This is a genomic window from Butyrivibrio sp. AE2032 (genome assembly GCF_000702965.1).
The window spans coordinates 1-16,895 of record NZ_JNLF01000008.1; the positions used below are offsets into that span (position 1 = coordinate 1).

The following is a 16,895-nucleotide window of genomic DNA, read 5'->3' on the forward strand; positions in this document are numbered from 1 at the left end:
TTCATCAGGATGTATCCATCTTACGAGCGCTTCGGCTCCCGCGAGCATGCCGCGCGAGTCTACGATAGGCTGGAGATAAGGCCGTATCTGTCTCTCCGCGATCGCATCCTTGAGCTGGTTGGATATAAGCTGATTATGTATGATCTCATTTCTGAGCTTGTCATCGTAATAAACAATGTGCTTCTGATAGGTGTCTTTTATCATCATCGTCGCAAGACGCGCACTGTCGAAGAAAAGCGGTATATCCTTCTCGGATTCGGGATCTATGTCGTAGATACCGAAGTGGATCAGGATGCGGTGCTCAAGATTATCATCCCTGATGGTGAATCTTTCTAGCCTTTCCTCCAGCATTTCCTCATTGAAATCCGCCTTGTCGATCAGGAGGCCGAATGCTTCACCCGACAGTCTTCCGTATAAAGTATTTTCACCGGCATTTTTACTTATGAAATCCGCTATATGCTTTATGGTATATTCACCGAATTTTCTTCCGAAAACATCGTTTATGACCTTATAGTTTTGCGATCTCGATATATCCGATCATGTAATCGGTCTTACTGTCGTTTTCGAGCTTTCTGCTTATGTTCTCGAAAAAGTATTCCTTAGTGTAAAGACCTGTCAGGGAATCGTGAGTCGCCCTGTACATCTCACGCTTCATCTCACGCTGTTCCTCAGTGATGTCACGGACGCTGAGATAAGAACCTGTAACCTTGCCCTTGTCATCCACGACCGATCTCATCGCGAGATATGTATACTGGGTATCCTCACCCGTGCCGAGAGTGATTCTCTTTACCCAGCCGCTGCTGTCAAAATCGATGTCACCAAAGAGGAATCTGAGATCATCTTTGACGTCATCATAGTTCTCATTTGATACTCCGATAAGCTTTCTTCCCGGATCATTCGACCATATGCATCTGCCGCTCCTGTCAAAGAAGAACAATGCCTCGGGCATCTCGGAAGCCATACCGGCGAGCATACGGTCTAAAAGCTTCAGCGGTCTGTAATGGAGTGCGAAGAAATAGACCAGAAGGCCGAACATTCCGAACCCGATCATGGACACGTCGAGAGGCTGTCTGGAGAAGATATAATAGGTTTCCACCGCACCGGTGCATATCATCGAAAACAACATTACCCAGTATTTTTCCGAATAGACTCTCGATGCCTTTACAGTCTTGACGATGAACACTATCAGTATTGCAAAGAACAATCCGTAACAGAAGACCCTGTGATAAGCCTGCCCCAAATACGGAACAAGCCTGTAATAAGCCCTGTTCTCGACCATGATCTGTTCTGTCACAAACGAAAGATGGAGAAAAGGATTAAGAATGTAATGAATCAGATCGACAGCAAAAAATACAAGGATCAGGGTATTATAAACACCCTTGGGCTTTCCCATGTCGCAATAATCGTGCATAAAGAACCAGATGGAATAGACTGCCGTATCCATGCCGAGAAAATAAACATAGTATCCGATCGTGGCGATAAGCTGATTCGAAGCAGTTATTATGATCAGGTTTCCCAAAACAGGAGTAGCCATGCCGGCAAGAAGAAAAGCCACGGCCCTGCCGATAGGCTTTTTCGAGCGCCTGGCAAACACCTGGCAAATGACAAGCGCGATTATCAGAATGGAAAATACCACTGATAATGCCGTTCTCATACAGCCCCTGACCTCCATAAAAACATTTTTATAATTTTATCACGCAAAGAAAATAATCTCATTTACACGCGTGTTACTTATTATTAATATTTTTCTTTTATTTGGTGGCTTTTAAAGTGATGATATAATCACATCTGAACAGCATAAGGAGGCAGCACATGACAGGACCTTCCCCCATTGATGACAAAAGATTGAGATTCGATAATTTCGGTGACAACGATCTGTTCTCAAAAAAGCCCCGCCTTCCGGCAATGGGCTGGAACAGCTGGAATGCCTTCGGAAGCGGTAACACGGAAGAACTCACTAAGGCAATGATACTGAAGATAAAAGAACTTGGACTCGATGAGCTCGGTTACACTTATGTCGTTCTCGATGACGGCTGTTACAGGCCCGGGCGTGTCAACGGGACACCTTCAGGCTGATGATGTCAAATTCCCGTCCGGCTTCAAGGCTATGGCAGATCTTGTCCACACACAAGGGCTAAAGTTCGGCATGTATAACGACATAGGCACCAGGCTCTGTTCCGGCGCCGAGGTCGGCATCTACGGGTTTGAGAAGACCGACTGTGAAGACTACATCAAATGGGAAATAGACTTTATCAAGGTCGACAACTGCTACTACATGTGGGACAATGCCACTTTTGCCAACCCTGAAAATGCAAAGTATTCTTATGCACCGAACATCAAGAGTATAGAAGTCGGCGGCAGGATATACGATGCGGCAGAAGCTGTGATAACGGGTACCAGAGCATCAGTAAAAGACGGATATGTGACCTCGATCGGGACATTCGACGGAACGGCTCCCGACCACTCCCCTTCAGGCCTCAGGAGCAGCGAGCTGATCTTTGATGTCGAGGCTGCCGAAGACGGAATGGAAGATATGCATGTCACTTATGCAACAGGTGCCGAAGAAGGCGTCGGACAGTGGCTTCAGATCGCCGCAGAAGACAACATCATCTTCGACGGTCTGCTGCCTGCGACCGGAAGCCCTGAAGATTTCGAGACATCACAATCCATACCGGTCAATCTCAAAAAAGGAATCAACAAGATCCGGATAATGAACCACAGAAGACAGGAGAACACGCTCCATTCCTATACGGAGATCCGGCGTGAATTGGAGAACGCGGGAGACCGCGACATCGTATTTTCCATCTGCGAATGGGGAAAGACCCAGCCGCAGAACTGGGGACACAAGGTAGGCGATTCGTGGAGGATATTAAACGACATAACATTCCAGGTCGGATCGGACGGTGATCATGGCACTGCTTCATGGGGAGAGCGATTACACGACGTCAATAACTTCTCAGTACAACAAAGCCGTAATAATGGATGAATATGCGGGACTCGGCAAAGGCTGGAACGATCCTGACATGCTCGTTATAGGCATGAACGGGATCGACATGACGATGTGCCTGTCACACATGGCAATGTGGTGCATGATGAATTCTCCCCTCATGCTGGGTCTTGACTTGAGGAGAGTAAATAAGGGCGATGACATATACAACATCATCTCCAACAAAGATCTGATAGCTCTCGATCAGGACCCGCTCGGCATTCAGGCAAAAAGAATATTCTCGACCGCAGGCAGCAGTGAACCGGACAAAGAATACATCCGCGATAATAAGAGGATCGACATTCTCGCCAAGCCTCTTGAAAATGGTGACATCGCGTTGGGCTTCTTCAACCTCGATCAGGTCATCAAGGACGACAACATATCGACAGACATCGATACGATACTCAAAGCACTGGATAATAAGGCAGTCAGCACGGACGCTCTAAAAAAAGCTGCTTCCTTCATGGTAAAAGATCTTATCACCGGAGGAGTATACGAGACGCCGGAGCGCACGTTCAGTTCCGGAACACTAGCCGCATGCGGCTGCAAAGTCATCAGGATCTCACCTGTCACATGACGACTGAAGAGTTCATTTCAGAGCTGTGCGGCGCTGCGGGCATGGAGTTTGACGGCGTTTTCGGACGTGGCAGAAAAGAAGGCTGGCTCGAAGCAGGAGACGTTCTTTTCAAAGAACGTCCCATCAAACGGAGAGATGCCGCCAGGATACTTCACATGTATCTTCTGAAAGTCATGAAGACAGAAGATCTCAATATAAACGGAGCAAAGGAACTGAATGACCTGTACGACTGCCGAATATGTGCAAACCACATCGCACAGGTTTATCTCCGCGGGATAATGGACGCTAAGGACATAAAACGCGGAGGAGGCTTTCTCATATTCGATCCTGACGGCGAAGACAGCGATGATGCCAACACAGACTTCATCAGACGTCTTATCTCATTAACTGCTGACCGCTGATCTTTCCGGCCTGAGCATAAGGTTAACGCATCATGCGTCTGTCATAACCCTTCTTCTCAAAATCGGTAGCGTTTTCGTCTTCCACAACTTCTTCCGCTGCATCATGCCGGACGTCTCTTGCAAAGTAACGCTTCTGTTCGCTGTATTTCCATCCTGACTCAAGCTCGACAAACGAACCGTTTGTCTGAACGGCGGATATCGGAAAAGACGGATCGTAATAAGCTTCTACTCCGAGTTCGGGAGCCAGGTCGTGGTTATCAGTCTTGGACAGCTCCGCTATATCACGTTTCTCCCTGTCGAGCATTATCTTCGGAAGTATCGCGGAAAGGAAGATCGTAAACAGAACTATGAGTACGATGTATATCAGGCACTCCAGAGGATGATTGTTTATGTACATGCTGACATCTATCGACAGTATCATGATCCCGCCCACAAGAACGAATATGAACCATGGCATAAGATAGAGCGCCAGACGGATGCCGCGCTTCCAGCTGACGGAGTTCATCTTTGCACGTCTGCTTCCGCGCTCTATCGCCTCCCAGCCCTTGGCATAAGGGAACTCGCCGGAGACCTTGCCCGTTTGACCGTTTATTATGTACTGATACCTCTTTCCGTTAAAATCGATGCTCAGGAACCATATCGGCAGGAGCGCGTATTTTACTTCCTGATTGCGGTATCTTGTCGTACTCTGCTCTGACGACGGGACGAAGGAATCATAGCCGAACGTGATCTTCTCGCATACGGACAGGGCATACCTGTCCAACCGCCTATAGATGGTACCTGTCATATCGAGAGGCTGTTCATCGTATTTCTCGGCAAAGAAGCCCTGCAGATATTCGGATCTGAACGTTACGAGTTCCTTGAAATCGAAAGGTTCCGCAGCAGCCATCAGGCGGTTGGCGATATTCTTCTCACCGTCGAAAGGGACATCCTTCAGCCTGAACTTTATCTTCCCGTAGACAGACTGTGACACGCTGTCCACAGTGGCATTGAAGTTTTCCTCATAGACCGTGTCCGCCATCCTGCCCTTGTATCCCCTGCCGGCGATATTCACTTCGACTTCAGATGATACGATCCACGTCGGAACATAAAGTCCGGTCATCTTCGACAGGACTTTCTTAGAACCGAAATCCTTGGGAAGATGTTCTATTCCCGCGCAATATTCCTCAAACAGGCTTATCGCCTTTTCCTTATCAAACTTAAACGGAATGATGTAGTCAGGCTTGAACTCACGTGTAAGCCTTCTCGTGACGAGCGCGGGTGATCCGCAGAAAGCGCATGTAGTCGAAGCGGTATTCTTATCCGTAATGATCTGTGCGCCGCAAGAATCGCAGACGACTTCTATACGCGACTCGTCTTCCTTGCTCATCTCGACAGTTCCGTCGTATTCCTTCTCAAAGTTTGAAAGACCGAAAGAGCCTACTTTATCAAGCGTACCGGAATCAAAGACTCCGCCACAGAACCTGCAGATACACGCACCGTGCTCCAGATCAAAAAACAGGTTTGATCCGCAATTAGGACACTTGACCGAATTTGCTGATAATGATTCCGTACCGGAACCTGTGCCCGATGCTTTATCCCAAATAGCCATATCTCTACCCCTAAATACTCTACAATGGCTGACCGCAGTTCTTTTCCGGAAGAACCGCCCTTCATTCGTTAATTATACCATCTGAGCATATAAGGGTGCACCGAATAATAAGGAAATCTTTATTTTTATCAAAAAGACAACTCTATGTTTCCTTTTTCTTCACTGCTTGAATTCGAACCCAATATGACCGTAATTGTTCCGGGATGGTATTCGTCCAACGGCATTTCCATCTTGAAATACAAAGTATCCAGCTGGTCCGCAACTCCGAAGTATGAAGCCATGCTGTAGATCTCCCCGTTTTCATCAGCACAGGACAATTGCAGGTTATCACCCGAATTCCACGGCGTTATGCTTCCGGATACAAACAGATTGACCGAACCGTCGCCGTTATCTCTTTTAAAAACGCTGCAGCTTATGCCGTCGCCTGATCCTTCAGAGACCTTCTGATAGTCATCACCGGCCACATATGCCGTATCCAGACTGAAATCGTAACCGAACTCAGCCGATTCCTCCTCTTCCACCACGGTTTTAGAAGAAGTATCCATCATATACATCGATAACGGGAACATGATGCCCGTCACAAGGATAAGCTGCGCACCAAGAACGATAAGCGCTACCCCCCAGGGTGCCATCCATTTTCTTTTGCCAGTCTCCGCGTTTTCGAGCACTCTGTTAGTGTGCCTGTCGAAACACCTCTTATAGATAACGAAAACAATAACCGTAACTATCAATATCAGCGGTAGTGTAAATAAAAATAAACCAAAAGCTGCACCAAACATTCTGTTTCTCCTTTATATCCCTATTCTGTCTCTGAAAATGTAGTAATAACTTCTTGTGACATCGACCTTTGAGCCGTTTGTCAGATGGAGGATGAATTTTTGCAGGAGCGAAGATTCGATCCGTTTTATCTTCTTCAGGTTTACGATCGCGGAATTGCTGACTCTCAGGAACCGGTCCGCCGGCAGGACCTGTTCCAATGCTTTGAGCCTTTCACCGGAATTGTAAGTGCCGTCAGTAGTATGGATGATAATGTCATGACCCATACTCTCGATAAAGCAGATATCTTTGACATCAAGATAGAACTGCTGATCTTCCTTTTTACCCGCAATGTAATTAACCCCAGAGCCGCGGCGTATCAGAAGGTATTCCGATTCAGGATCGTCTGTTATCCCCATATTCTGCAAACTTGCCCTCATCGGGTCGTCGGGATCGAGCATTAACTTGATATTCACCTCTTGCACTCCTTTCCTCTGATATGAAGATACAACAAAAGAATTTCAAAAACACGGTTTTGGAATGCATTACACGTTTTTGCGAATAACTTGCAGAAAAATGCCAATTGTCGATCTCATTGTCGATTATTACAGGCCGGCAAAAGCAAAACCCCTGCAAACGCAATGTTTACAGGGGTTTTCATCTGGCGGAGAAGGAGAGATTCGAACTCTCGAAACCCTTTTGGGGTTTACACGATTTCCAGTCGTGCGCCCTCGACCAGGCTAGGCGACTTCTCCGTGTTCTTATAAAATGCTCAATGATTGTATAATCTTTGGGTACCTTTGTCAACATTTTGATTCGATTACGCTGACAGATTTTATTGTAAACGCTCTTTTACTGTGTTATACTTCATAAGCTTTAACTTGCCCCTATAGCTCAGCAGGTAGAGCGCATCCATGGTAAGGATGAGGTCTCCGGTTCAAATCCGGATGGGGGCTCCACTATTAAAAACTCTGCAAGAACTGCTGTTCTTACGGAGTTTTTCTTTTGTTTCAGATATACATCAGCACAACGCCCGCGGCCAATGTGGCCAGGCAGGCTCCGACCGCAACAGTTATGAGAGACCGTTCGAAGAATCCCAGTAACATTGCCACTGCAAATCCGCACAGTGCGGTAACGAACGAACCTGTGGAATAAAGGATCGCCGGGAACGTCATGGCCGACAGCACCGTATACGGTATGTAGTCGAAAAATGCCTTAACGGCCGGATTTTCGAGCTTTTTTCGGAACAGAACGAAAGGCAGCATGCGCACCAGATAAGTGGTCAGCGCCATGATCACAAGAAGCGGGATAAATATCCTGTTATCGAGCGAGCCGCCCGCACCCTCCGTTACCGCAGCAGTATTCGCCGGAATGATGTAGGACGGAGCAAAAACGAGCATCAGAACGATCAGAATGACCCCGGCAGCAACCGCAACGGCTGTGCCGGCCTTCCCTTCAAGTTTCTTTCTTGCCGTGACACCCGCAAGAGCAGCCAATACCGCGGAAATGATTATCGCGAATCCCTGGGAGACATATTGCGACAGCGCCGGAATATAGAAAAGAAGCGACGAGAGTATGCACGACAGAAGAGAACCGCATAATATCACTTTGTCGTGCTTTGCCTTGGGCAGAACGATCGATACGAACATGCCGTAAATGCCTATGGCCAGGGCATTTGTCAGGAAGTCCGGGAAGACCTGTCCCAGAAGCGCGCCTATCACGGTGCCCGCAACCCAGCCCGCAACCGGCAAAACCGTCAGGCCGAAGAAATACCGGGCTCCGAACTCGTATTTCTTGCTCACCGCCACACCGAAGATCTCATCGGTGATCCCGTATGCCAGGAGCATCCTCAAAAGAGGCGTCATGGTCCTGTCGGCCTTTTGTGACAGCGCGATACCCATGAGTGAATAACGCAGGTTAATGACTATCTGCGATATTATCATGGCAATAATACCGCCGGCGGCAGTCATTATGCCGAGTCCGGCAACCTGGCCCGCAGACGTGATATTCGTAAGTGATATGAGTCCTGCCTGTATCCAGGACAGTCCCTTTGACACTGCCAGTATGCCGAAAGAGAAAGAAACGGACAGATATCCCAAACCAATAGGAAGGCCGTCTCTGACGCCCTCCCCCATTGTGTATCCGTTAAAACTTTCAGTGCCGGAATCTTCTTTAGGCATATAAAGCTCTTATCTCTTCAAATGTGAAATACAGATCAAGTTCCAGTTTTTTCGCGTCCGCAGCTGAGTCACTGAGCTCAATGATCTTCGTGACCGTCTCAGCTGATCCGTCAACCTTGTAGACAACACCGTCTGTTATGTAATACTTGTCCACGGGGTCGAAATTCCCGTCATCATAGATCGTCGTGCGTGCAATAAACAGAGCATCTCCCATATTGAAATACTCGTCCATCTGCATTCCGTCAGGCAGTTTCTTCTCCAGCTGGAGAGCTTCATATTTGCCGTCAGGAGAGACCGTATACGTGCCTGCTGCGGCTACCCCGCTTAATGTGGCACCGCTTACCTTCTTGGATTTCGCTTCGGATCCGTGTTCCTTCATGTATTCATTAAGTCCGAATGTATAATCGCGTATCTTGGCATCGATCACCTGGAAAGACATCGGATCAACTGTCTGCTGAACAGTCTGCTGCGGTTCCGTCGGGTCCGTATGCAGTTTATCCGTGCATGCGGCGCCTGTAAGTAAAACAGCCGCAATAAGTCCCGTTGCCGCCAGTTTTTTCCCAAATCCCACACTCTTCATAATCTGTCAGTCTCCTTTATTTGGATCTTACGCCGATAGATTATAGCACATGGCATTTTGTTAAGTTTGAAATAGACACATTTTGTGTTATAGTTCTCTTTGTTTTTAATAAGAAAGGAATGGGATCGAAATGATTATTTCAAGACTTAAGGCTGCAGGCGCTCTGGTAATCGCGGCAACAGTTCTTTTTACCGGCTGCGCAGGCATTACACATGAACCCAAGGTTGATATGTCCACGCTCAAGCAAGTTGACGATGAAGACTTCATCAAGGCATTAGGCGCCATCGGCATCGACGAATCCGATGTTGATGAGATGCTCGACACATCTTTCTCATTCAACGATGACGACACGGATTTCGAGGTAACGATCAATCTTGATGCGGTATCAGACAACGGCAACCAGTACAGCTTCACTCAGTGCGTTGACGAAGAGACCGCAAAGGCTCTTTTTGACTACTATTACGCTGATTACGACGGCATCTTTGACAATAAGGATTTCTCGGGCATCAGCAGCCACGAGGTAGGCAGCAACACAGCTTACGTACTTATCGACGGCAGATATGATGACAAGGTTGAAAACACCTACACTCCTTATCACGATGCGATCTATCTTCTCGGAGACACGGTCATCGTCGCCATTGCAAGCGACTACGACCTCTCGATCGAGAAGGAAGTCAATGATTTCCTCGATGCACTCGGATATCCCCATCCTTAAGGGATCTCATTTAAATTGACTTATACAAAAGGTGCCCCGTTTATCGAGGCACCTTTTCTTATGTTTTAATGATAATGCTCAGCTGCTTTGGCTTCTGCATTGTAATACTCCGTAGTATACTTGTCGTTTCCACCCTCCAGATAAAGGTCACCATAATCAAAATAGAAAAAATATTCTTCAGTTTTATCTCCATCAAAAGTCAACAACATTTTTCCCGGCCATCTGTGTCCGCTGGAATGTTTTATGATCTCATAGGTAAACTTGCGTTCAATCGTACCCTTTACTTCTTCTTGTGTATCATAATCCAAACCCGTATATTCAGTAATCATGGCACCGGTATTATCCTCGTTAAAAACGCAGCTTTGACTTATCGAACCTCTGCTCTGACAGGCAACCCATGTTCCATACAGATCTTTTGAAGTCGAATGTTCAGGAGGAAAATACACTACTCCTGAAACATCTTTAGGAAGATACGAAAGATCCATCGGTTCCTCACCGAATAGTTCTTTGTATTGTTCCGCTGTCATAAGCTTCCCAAACTGCGGAGCCGAATTCCCGAAATAATCCTTTAAATAGCCGTTATAGATCTCACATGTTTCCGGACTGTCCGTGATGACCATAGTCTTGATATCTGCATCAGCACATAAAGTAGAAACACAATCGTTATATTTCAACAGTACACTGGCTAATTCCTCATTTGAATATTTGTAGGGCTCGTCAAAATTGCCAAGATGAGGTTTAAAGCTAAAAGATCCGGAACGTTCAAATAATAAATATCCTTCGCCTAACAGCGTTTTGAATATTTCAGCAGAAACACACTCTCCATAAGGAATATTGTTTTGAATGAGATAACTGAACGTCAATTTATTATTCAGCATTCCATAATAAGGATCTGCATCAAGAAAATAATCACAGAATTTTTCATAATTATTTATATAAAACTGCGTATTATTATACTTTGTTATTCCATAAAGATAATCGACTTCAGAAAATGGAACACTTTCATAATTCCTGTCGAACCTCTCGTTAACAAAATCCGTCAATATCTTATTCAGTTCATCAGTAAAACCATAACAATGAATATAACCGTTTAATGTGTAAGTAAATTCCGGCACAAGAGTTCCCTGTATATACTCTGCAAACGCTTCATTCTCGGCATCTCCCCACTCAAAGTCATACACAGGAGGAAGAGTTGTCTCTGTTGATGTTATCTCAGTTTCCTCATTGTTACCCGGATTTAAGCTGCCTGAACTGCATGCTGTCATCAGGATGGAAGTTGTAAGTAAAAGAACAACGATTGCTTTTGGTTTCATATTAATCACCACCGTTCTGCATAACAAGTGAAGCATTTATCTTATTCGCCATATCTGCTCTGTTGAATGCAGCTGTCATCATATGACCATTATACTGCGAAAGTCAGGTTCCCATAACAAAAGGCTGCCCGCAAAAGGCAGCCTCTTGAATAACCGTCTGTATCTGTCAGTTACTTAACTTCAGCGTAAGCCAGCACGTAAGGATACTTGAGACTGTCGTCTGAAGCGACAACCACTACGTAATAGCCCTTTTTGACCTTGGAGCAGTCAACATCATAGAAAGCTCTTCCGTCGCTGTACTCAACAGGTGTGATGGAATCGGAATAGATGGGCTTTGAAAGGTCATCCTTATCGAATTCCTTATCTTTGCTGTAATAATAAGCGTAGTAGATCTCGTCTTCGGCATCCTCGTTTACTTCGATGGAAAATGCGATCGTCTCGGTATCAACACTGTATGTGCCGGGCTTATCCATTGTGTCGTCATAGTCCCACCACTTTGCCGTAACGACATAGTCGTTGAAGTCTTCATCGTAGATGGTGTATTTCTTGCCGGTCTCAACAGCATCCTTTCTCTCGATGCGCTCGATTATTGTGCCGCCGATACCGCCGTTCAGGAGTACAACGATACCTACAACGATAAGTGCGACAAGGACAACGCCAAGCGAAGCCAGGACCACGATGAGTCCGATCTTATTTTTCTTCTCGGGCTTACCGGTTTCAGTCTGGACAGGTGCCGTGGAGATAGGACCTGAAGGTGCCTCGAAAGGCATCGGCTGGAATGATATCGGCTCGGGTGCGGGCTGCTGTGCTGCAACGGGTGTTGCGGGCGCGGTTACTGGCGCTGCTACAGGAGCAGCGGTTACAACTGCTGCAACGGGTGCTGCAGGTTCAATTGCAGGAGCCGGTTCAACAACGGGGACGCCGGCCGGAGCGGGTTCTGAAACGGGAGCGGCAGGTGTATACGCGGGCGCTTCTGCAGCGGGAGCAGGTACTGCGGGTGCAGGAACAGCTTCAAGTGCAGGAGTTTCGTCAGCCAGTCTGTTTCCGCACTTGGAGCAGAAAGCAGATCCTTCTCTCACCTGGCTTCCACAGTAAGGACAAAACTTTGCCATACTACTATCCTCCATAAGGTATTACTTAACAGGTAAGATAATATCACATAAGACAGACAGTTGCTTAAAAAATGAGTTACAAAGCAAATGCACTGAATACCGCGCTCTGCGGCAACGACATTATTCCTGGCCGCAAAGATAGTCTATGGCTTCTATGTAACCGTCAAAACCTTTGCCGGTTATGGTTTTCGAGCAGTAATAAGAAACGTAGGACACCTGACGGAATGCCTCACGTTCGTTCACCTTTGAGATGTGGACTTCGACAGCGGGTATCATGACAGCCTTGAGAGCATCCAGGAGTGCAACAGACGTATGGGTATAAGCGCCCGGATTGATAACGATCCCGTCAACCTTATCGAAAAAAGCCTGCTGTATGTAATCTACCAGATCACCTTCGTGATTGCTCTGAAGGCACTTTACTTCTATGTCTTTTTTCTCACAGTGGGATGTGATCAAATTTACGAGATCATCATAGGTCGAGGAACCGTAGATATCGGGCTCCCTGATGCCGAGCATGTTAAGATTGGGACCGTTAAGGACTAATATCTTCATGGCTTAACCCAGCTTTCCCAGTATTTCGGCGATGGCGGCATCGTAGAATGCCTGCTTTTCATCGTATCTGTCAAAGTAGACCCTGTAATCGCACCAGGACTCATACTTATCCTTGCGCTGTGAATAGAGTTTCTCCACGCCGTGAAGCTGGGAGATCGGTCTGTTCTTGTCGGTCAGAGCAGTCAGAGGACGCTCGAGATAGAATACGTTGGAGTTGCAGCGGACATAGAACTTGTTAACGTCGCGCGTGACGATACCGCCGCCCGCAGGATATGACCAGACCGCTCTGAGGCAGGAATTCCGCTGCGATCTCACATTCCATCTCCCTAAAAGCATCTTCTCCGGGGCCGTTCAGGACCTCGGCGGGAGTCTGTCCGAACTTCTCGGCGAACGCGATATCCAGGTCAACGAGCGTACGTCCGGTGACCTTTGCGATATTCCGCGCAAGGAGGGATTTACCCGAACCCGGCATACCGATTATCGTAATATTGCGCATGCGGTTCTCAAGGATCTTAATGACCTTCTCGATCTTTTCAGCTGCTTCGGAAGGAACATATGCCGCTCCTTCGGCACTGTCGGGATTACCGAGCTGTTCAGCGCCTGCGATATCTCCGGCGAAGACCCTTGATGATTTATAAGCCTGGGCAACGAGCATCGCAAGTCCGCCGCATGTCTTAAGTCCGAGTTCTTCGGCCTCCTGCAGGAACTTTGTCCTTGAAGGGTTGTAGACCACGTCAGCGCATGCCTCAAGGCTTGCAAACTTCGCAAGGTCAAGAAGTGAATTGTCGACCTTCGGGAACATTCCGACAGGCGTGCAGTTTACGATGACCTGGGCATCTCCTGCCTTCTCATAAACGTTGGAGTAATTGATCTCAGTTTCAAGATCACAGGCATAAGTCTCAGCCGCGCCCAAGGTCTTGAGAGCGTAGAACACTGCGGAAGCCGCGCCGCCCGTACCGAGTACGAGGACCTTTTTTCCTGTGACGGAGATGCCCTTTCTGGTGAGCATGTAGATGAATCCGAAGTAGTCGGTGTTCCATCCCTTTACCTTTCCGTCTTCGAAAAGAATCGTGTTTACGCTTCCCGTCGTTTTCGACGCGTCATCCAGTTCATCGCACATGGCGCATGCGTTTTTCTTGTATGGGATCGTGACGTTGAAACCCTTGAAAAACGCCGCTCTTAAAGAGCGTTTCAAGCTCTTCGGGCTCACGCTCTATAACCGAATACGAATAGGATGAATCAAAGAGACTGTGGATCTCAGGTGAATATGTGTGCGCGAGAGTTCTTCCCAAAACGCCGAAAGCCGGCTTGTTCTGATGAACCTTGGAGATATCCATAAGGGTCTTGAAAAGATCTCTTACGTAAGGTCTGCTCTCAAACCCGGCGATCTCCTCCAGAGCCTTGAACTTTTCTTCTTCTCTGGCAGGAACATAAACGTCCATGCCGTTTTCTCTCTTAACATTTCCGATCTCTCGGCATGTCGCCATCCTCTCTTCGAGAAGATCCAAAATGCTGTTGTCGATCTCGTCGAGTTTTCCTCTGAGTTCATTAAGGTCAGGTCTCCCGCTCATGGCTTTCTCCTCCGTTACATAGATACAAGTAAAAGATCGTAAAGTGCGATGGCTGCGGCAGCCTCGACGACCGGAACCGCACGGGGTGCGACACAGGGGTCGTGTCTGCCCTTCAATATTGATGGTCGTGTTCTTATGCGCTTCAAGATCGACCGTCTCCTGGGTCTTTGAGATGGAAGGCGTCGGCTTCAGCGCACAGTCGAACACTATGGGTGCGGCATTGCCGAGGCTGATCCCGCCCTGGATGCCGCCGCTGTGATTTGTCTTTAATGTAAGGTTACCGTCTTCGTCAAAAGCAAAGGCATCGTTATTTTCGGAACCTTTGAGATCAGAACCTTCAAAGCCGTTGCCGAATTCAACTCCCTTGACTGCCGGGATCGCATAAAGGATCTGCGCGAGCTTGGCCTCGATGCCGTCGAATATCGGTCCTCCGATGCCTTCCGGATAACCGTAGATCACGCACTCGATAACGCCTCCGACAGAGTCTCCTTCAAGGCGCGCCTGCTCGATCTTTTCCTTCATGAGTTCGCCCCTGGCATCGTCAACGACCGGGAAATCCTTATTCTCGACCACTGACAGCCTGTTTCTGAATCCCTCATCGTTTACTCCGTGATCGAAATAAGAATCGTCGCAGATCCCGGGCAACTTTCTTGAGGTGCGCACTGATCTGGATCCCGCGCTTGTTAAGCTCCTGAAGAGCTATGGAACCCGCGATGCACAAAGGCGCGGTCATGCGTCCCGAGAAGATTCCGCCGCCGGACTTCGAAGCCTCGTCTCCGTACAGGAGTTTGGCGGCATAGTCCGCGTGGGACGGCCTGGGACAGTTGATTATGGATGCGTAATCCTTGGGCTTTGTATTCGTGTTTGATTATGTAGCCGTGGAGCATCGAACCGTTGCGTTCGAATATGACCTCATCAGCCTCTTTCCTGGGTGTGGACCAGGCATTCTTTCCGGGAGCGCGTCTGGCCATAAAGGCCGCAGTTTTCGCCGTATCCGGCGTGACGTCTTCGGGAAGGCCGTTTATATATACTCCTATCGCCTCACTGTGCGACTCGCCGTAGATCATAATGTCGAGGGCGTCGCCCCTGGTATGTGCTGCTGGAATTCATACGGTCATCTCCTTAAGCAGTATAGTCCGGAACTCCGGAAAGGATTTATTCAGGCAATCGATATCATCCAGTTCTATCTCTTTGCCTGTGGCAGCGGCGCAGAGAACTGCCGCCATCGCCATTCTGTGATCACCCGACGAGGTCAGACTGATCTTATCGGGGATATTCTTCCTGTCTATATATTCTATCGTAATAGTGTCCTCTTCGAGCGTTACATTTCCGCCCAATTCAGTCAGCATCTGCGTAATGGCAGCCGCCCCCTGTCGGATTCCTTTATCCTTAATCTCTTGATTCCTCTGAGGACCGTCTTTTCGGCACGGAAAGCGCCGGTGACAAGCCATATAGGGAACTATGTCCGGAATGTCGTAGCAGAACATGTCTATGCACGGTCTGACGGAATTCCTGAGAATGTCCTGCACGAAAACGTTTTCTCCCGCAATCACATACGATATGTTTGCAAGATCCAGGAACTCCAGTATCGCCTTGTCGCCCTGTGCCGAATTCTTATCAAGGCCTGTCACCTTGATCGAGCCGTCATGTATCAGGCTTCCCAGGCAGAGAAGAAAGGCTCCGTTGCTCCAGTCGCCTTCGACTTCGAATCTGGCATCAGATGCTTCTGACTTGCGTTCAGTTCTTTTTTACATAAAAAGTATCTACCACATGGATAACATCAAAGCCGTATTTTTCGAGAGTCTTCATCGTAAGATCGATATAGTGTACCGACACCATATTCCATTTGACCCTGATCTCGGATTCCTCATCGAACGCGGCCAATGCCATCAGAAGACCTGATACGTATTGGGACGATACGCTTCCGTCGATAACATATTCACCGGGACCTATCTTTCCCGTAACTTCTATCTCATTCTTATCTTTATTCTTCGTTATCTCCACGCCGAAGGGTTCAAGGCACTCGGCAAGTTCCGTTATTGGCCTGTCTATGAGCCTCCCCTTTGTCCTGAAGATAAGCTTACTGTTGGCTTCAGACTTTAATGCCAAAGCCACGGGGATCATGAACCTCAAAGTAGATCCGCTCTCATTGCAGTTGAAGATAAGAGTCTCAGACTCAGTATCCAGAAGAGTCTTGAGGCAGGATTTTGTCGCCTTTATATCGTCGTTATCCTCTTCATTGTCATCGAGATAATCCCCTCTGGCGCCAAGGATGAAATTTATGATAAGTTCCCTGTGATAGACCGACTTTGAAGGCGGTGCTTTGACTTTCAGATCAACGTTGTTACAAGCTATTCTCATACAGACAAAAACTCCAGGAACTCTTCTTTTGTCATCTTCTTTATCTCGGCACTGCCGATCTTATTCACAAGTATAACCGATAAGGTGTCGCCGCGTTTCTTCTTGTCGTTCATGGCGCCTTCGACTATAACTTCGGGCGTGATCTCGTCACTTACCGGGGAGCTTATACAGCCTTAAGAGATCCTTCATCTTCTCTGCGT

At 47.6% G+C, this 16,895-nt stretch carries 20 protein-coding genes, 2 tRNA genes and 2 pseudogenes; 6 read left to right on the forward strand and 18 right to left on the reverse strand.

Annotated features, from left to right (window positions below; all coding sequences use genetic code 11):
• Together BO18_RS31240 and BO18_RS31245 are read right to left on the reverse strand one after the other, a co-directional pair.
• The coding region (locus tag BO18_RS31240) for a diguanylate cyclase domain-containing protein (protein WP_330379701.1) at positions 1 to 531 on the reverse strand (531 nt) is incomplete at its 3' end.
• Positions 509 to 1,654, reverse strand: coding sequence for a histidine kinase N-terminal 7TM domain-containing protein (locus BO18_RS31245; RefSeq protein WP_034452921.1), 1,146 nt, complete (start codon positions 1,652 to 1,654; stop codon positions 509 to 511). The genes BO18_RS31240 and BO18_RS31245, both read right to left, overlap by 23 nt.
• 158 nt (positions 1,655 to 1,812) lie before the next feature.
• On the opposite strand from BO18_RS31245, the gene BO18_RS35405 reads away from it, so the two are divergent.
• From BO18_RS35405 to BO18_RS31260, 4 genes are read left to right on the forward strand one after another with little or no spacing between them, the layout of a single operon-like run.
• Positions 1,813 to 2,076: a hypothetical protein gene (locus BO18_RS35405; protein WP_034452922.1), complete on the forward strand. Its 264-nt coding sequence runs from the start codon at positions 1,813 to 1,815 to the stop codon at positions 2,074 to 2,076.
• A complete protein-coding gene (locus BO18_RS35410; RefSeq protein WP_081861354.1) occupies positions 1,997 to 2,986 on the forward strand; it encodes a hypothetical protein in 990 nt (329 codons plus the stop codon). The genes BO18_RS35405 and BO18_RS35410 overlap by 80 nt, the downstream gene beginning before the upstream one ends.
• Positions 2,910 to 3,563, forward strand: coding sequence for an alpha-galactosidase (locus BO18_RS35415; protein WP_081861355.1), 654 nt, complete (start codon positions 2,910 to 2,912; stop codon positions 3,561 to 3,563). Before BO18_RS35410 ends, BO18_RS35415 begins: the two co-directional genes overlap by 77 nt.
• The gene (locus BO18_RS31260; RefSeq protein WP_034448481.1) at positions 3,560 to 3,964 is read left to right on the forward strand and encodes a hypothetical protein; all 405 of its coding nucleotides are present in this window, start codon (positions 3,560 to 3,562) and stop codon (positions 3,962 to 3,964) included. Before BO18_RS35415 ends, BO18_RS31260 begins: the two co-directional genes overlap by 4 nt.
• A gap of 22 nt (positions 3,965 to 3,986) precedes the next feature.
• On the opposite strand, the gene BO18_RS31265 is transcribed toward BO18_RS31260, so the two are convergent.
• From BO18_RS31265 to BO18_RS31280, 4 genes are all read right to left on the reverse strand, one after another.
• Positions 3,987 to 5,555, reverse strand: a complete 1,569-nt coding sequence (locus tag BO18_RS31265) for a TFIIB-type zinc ribbon-containing protein (protein ID WP_034448484.1) — start codon at positions 5,553 to 5,555, stop codon at positions 3,987 to 3,989.
• Positions 5,556 to 5,683: 128 nt separating this feature from the next.
• Positions 5,684 to 6,334, reverse strand: a complete 651-nt coding sequence (locus BO18_RS31270; protein WP_034448486.1) for a hypothetical protein — start codon at positions 6,332 to 6,334, stop codon at positions 5,684 to 5,686.
• Between the two features lie 12 nt (positions 6,335 to 6,346).
• On the reverse strand, positions 6,347 to 6,787 hold the full coding sequence (locus BO18_RS31275) for a LytTR family DNA-binding domain-containing protein (RefSeq protein ID WP_034448489.1): 441 nt from the start codon (positions 6,785 to 6,787) through the stop codon (positions 6,347 to 6,349).
• A 186-nt stretch (positions 6,788 to 6,973) separates the two neighbouring features.
• A tRNA-Ser gene (locus tag BO18_RS31280) sits at positions 6,974 to 7,066 on the reverse strand.
• Between the two features lie 128 nt (positions 7,067 to 7,194).
• Here BO18_RS31280 and BO18_RS31285 point away from each other — a divergent pair.
• Positions 7,195 to 7,270, forward strand: a tRNA-Thr gene (locus tag BO18_RS31285).
• Positions 7,271 to 7,321: 51 nt separating this feature from the next.
• Here BO18_RS31285 and BO18_RS34140 read toward each other — a convergent pair.
• Both BO18_RS34140 and BO18_RS31295 read right to left on the reverse strand, forming a co-directional pair.
• Entirely contained in the window at positions 7,322 to 8,491 is a 1,170-nt protein-coding gene (locus BO18_RS34140) for an AzlC family ABC transporter permease (protein ID WP_066738363.1), read from the reverse strand.
• Positions 8,484 to 9,071 (reverse strand): hypothetical protein, encoded by a 588-nt coding sequence (locus BO18_RS31295; protein WP_034448491.1) that lies wholly within the window; start codon positions 9,069 to 9,071, stop codon positions 8,484 to 8,486. The genes BO18_RS34140 and BO18_RS31295 overlap by 8 nt, the downstream gene beginning before the upstream one ends.
• A gap of 130 nt (positions 9,072 to 9,201) precedes the next feature.
• Here BO18_RS31295 and BO18_RS31300 point away from each other — a divergent pair, with 130 nt between their 5' ends.
• Positions 9,202 to 9,786, forward strand: coding sequence for a hypothetical protein (locus BO18_RS31300; protein ID WP_034448492.1), 585 nt, complete (start codon positions 9,202 to 9,204; stop codon positions 9,784 to 9,786).
• A 65-nt stretch (positions 9,787 to 9,851) separates the two neighbouring features.
• On the opposite strand, the gene BO18_RS31305 is transcribed toward BO18_RS31300, so the two are convergent.
• The 10 genes and pseudogenes from BO18_RS31305 to BO18_RS36120 all read right to left on the reverse strand — a co-directional run bounded on the left by BO18_RS31305 (position 9,852) and on the right by BO18_RS36120 (position 16,695).
• Positions 9,852 to 10,967: a hypothetical protein gene (locus BO18_RS31305; protein WP_185752495.1), complete on the reverse strand. Its 1,116-nt coding sequence runs from the start codon at positions 10,965 to 10,967 to the stop codon at positions 9,852 to 9,854.
• A 302-nt stretch (positions 10,968 to 11,269) separates the two neighbouring features.
• A complete protein-coding gene (locus BO18_RS31310; protein WP_034452924.1) occupies positions 11,270 to 12,211 on the reverse strand; it encodes a zinc ribbon domain-containing protein in 942 nt (313 codons plus the stop codon).
• Positions 12,212 to 12,331: 120 nt separating this feature from the next.
• Positions 12,332 to 12,763 (reverse strand): type II 3-dehydroquinate dehydratase, encoded by a 432-nt coding sequence (gene aroQ, locus BO18_RS31315; protein ID WP_034452926.1) that lies wholly within the window; start codon positions 12,761 to 12,763, stop codon positions 12,332 to 12,334.
• Between the two features lie 3 nt (positions 12,764 to 12,766).
• Positions 12,767 to 13,078, reverse strand: a complete 312-nt coding sequence (locus tag BO18_RS35320; protein WP_185752655.1) for a hypothetical protein — start codon at positions 13,076 to 13,078, stop codon at positions 12,767 to 12,769.
• Positions 12,999 to 13,973, reverse strand: coding sequence for a shikimate kinase (locus BO18_RS31320; protein ID WP_081861357.1), 975 nt, complete (start codon positions 13,971 to 13,973; stop codon positions 12,999 to 13,001). Before BO18_RS31320 ends, BO18_RS35320 begins: the two co-directional genes overlap by 80 nt.
• On the reverse strand, positions 13,873 to 14,997 hold the full coding sequence (locus BO18_RS36405) for a chorismate synthase (protein ID WP_330379700.1): 1,125 nt from the start codon (positions 14,995 to 14,997) through the stop codon (positions 13,873 to 13,875). The genes BO18_RS31320 and BO18_RS36405 overlap by 101 nt, the downstream gene beginning before the upstream one ends.
• Entirely contained in the window at positions 14,930 to 15,166 is a 237-nt protein-coding gene (locus tag BO18_RS36710) for a chorismate synthase (protein WP_442856594.1), read from the reverse strand. Before BO18_RS36710 ends, BO18_RS36405 begins: the two co-directional genes overlap by 68 nt.
• An 85-nt stretch (positions 15,167 to 15,251) precedes the next feature.
• Positions 15,252 to 15,401 (reverse strand): annotated as a pseudogene (locus BO18_RS36715) (chorismate synthase); the annotation flags it as partial.
• A 39-nt stretch (positions 15,402 to 15,440) separates the two neighbouring features.
• A pseudogene (locus BO18_RS36115) lies at positions 15,441 to 16,046 on the reverse strand (hypothetical protein); the annotation flags it as partial.
• 25 nt (positions 16,047 to 16,071) lie between these two features.
• Positions 16,072 to 16,695, reverse strand: coding sequence for a hypothetical protein (locus BO18_RS36120; protein ID WP_034452929.1), 624 nt, complete (start codon positions 16,693 to 16,695; stop codon positions 16,072 to 16,074).
• Positions 16,696 to 16,895 lie beyond the last annotated feature (200 nt).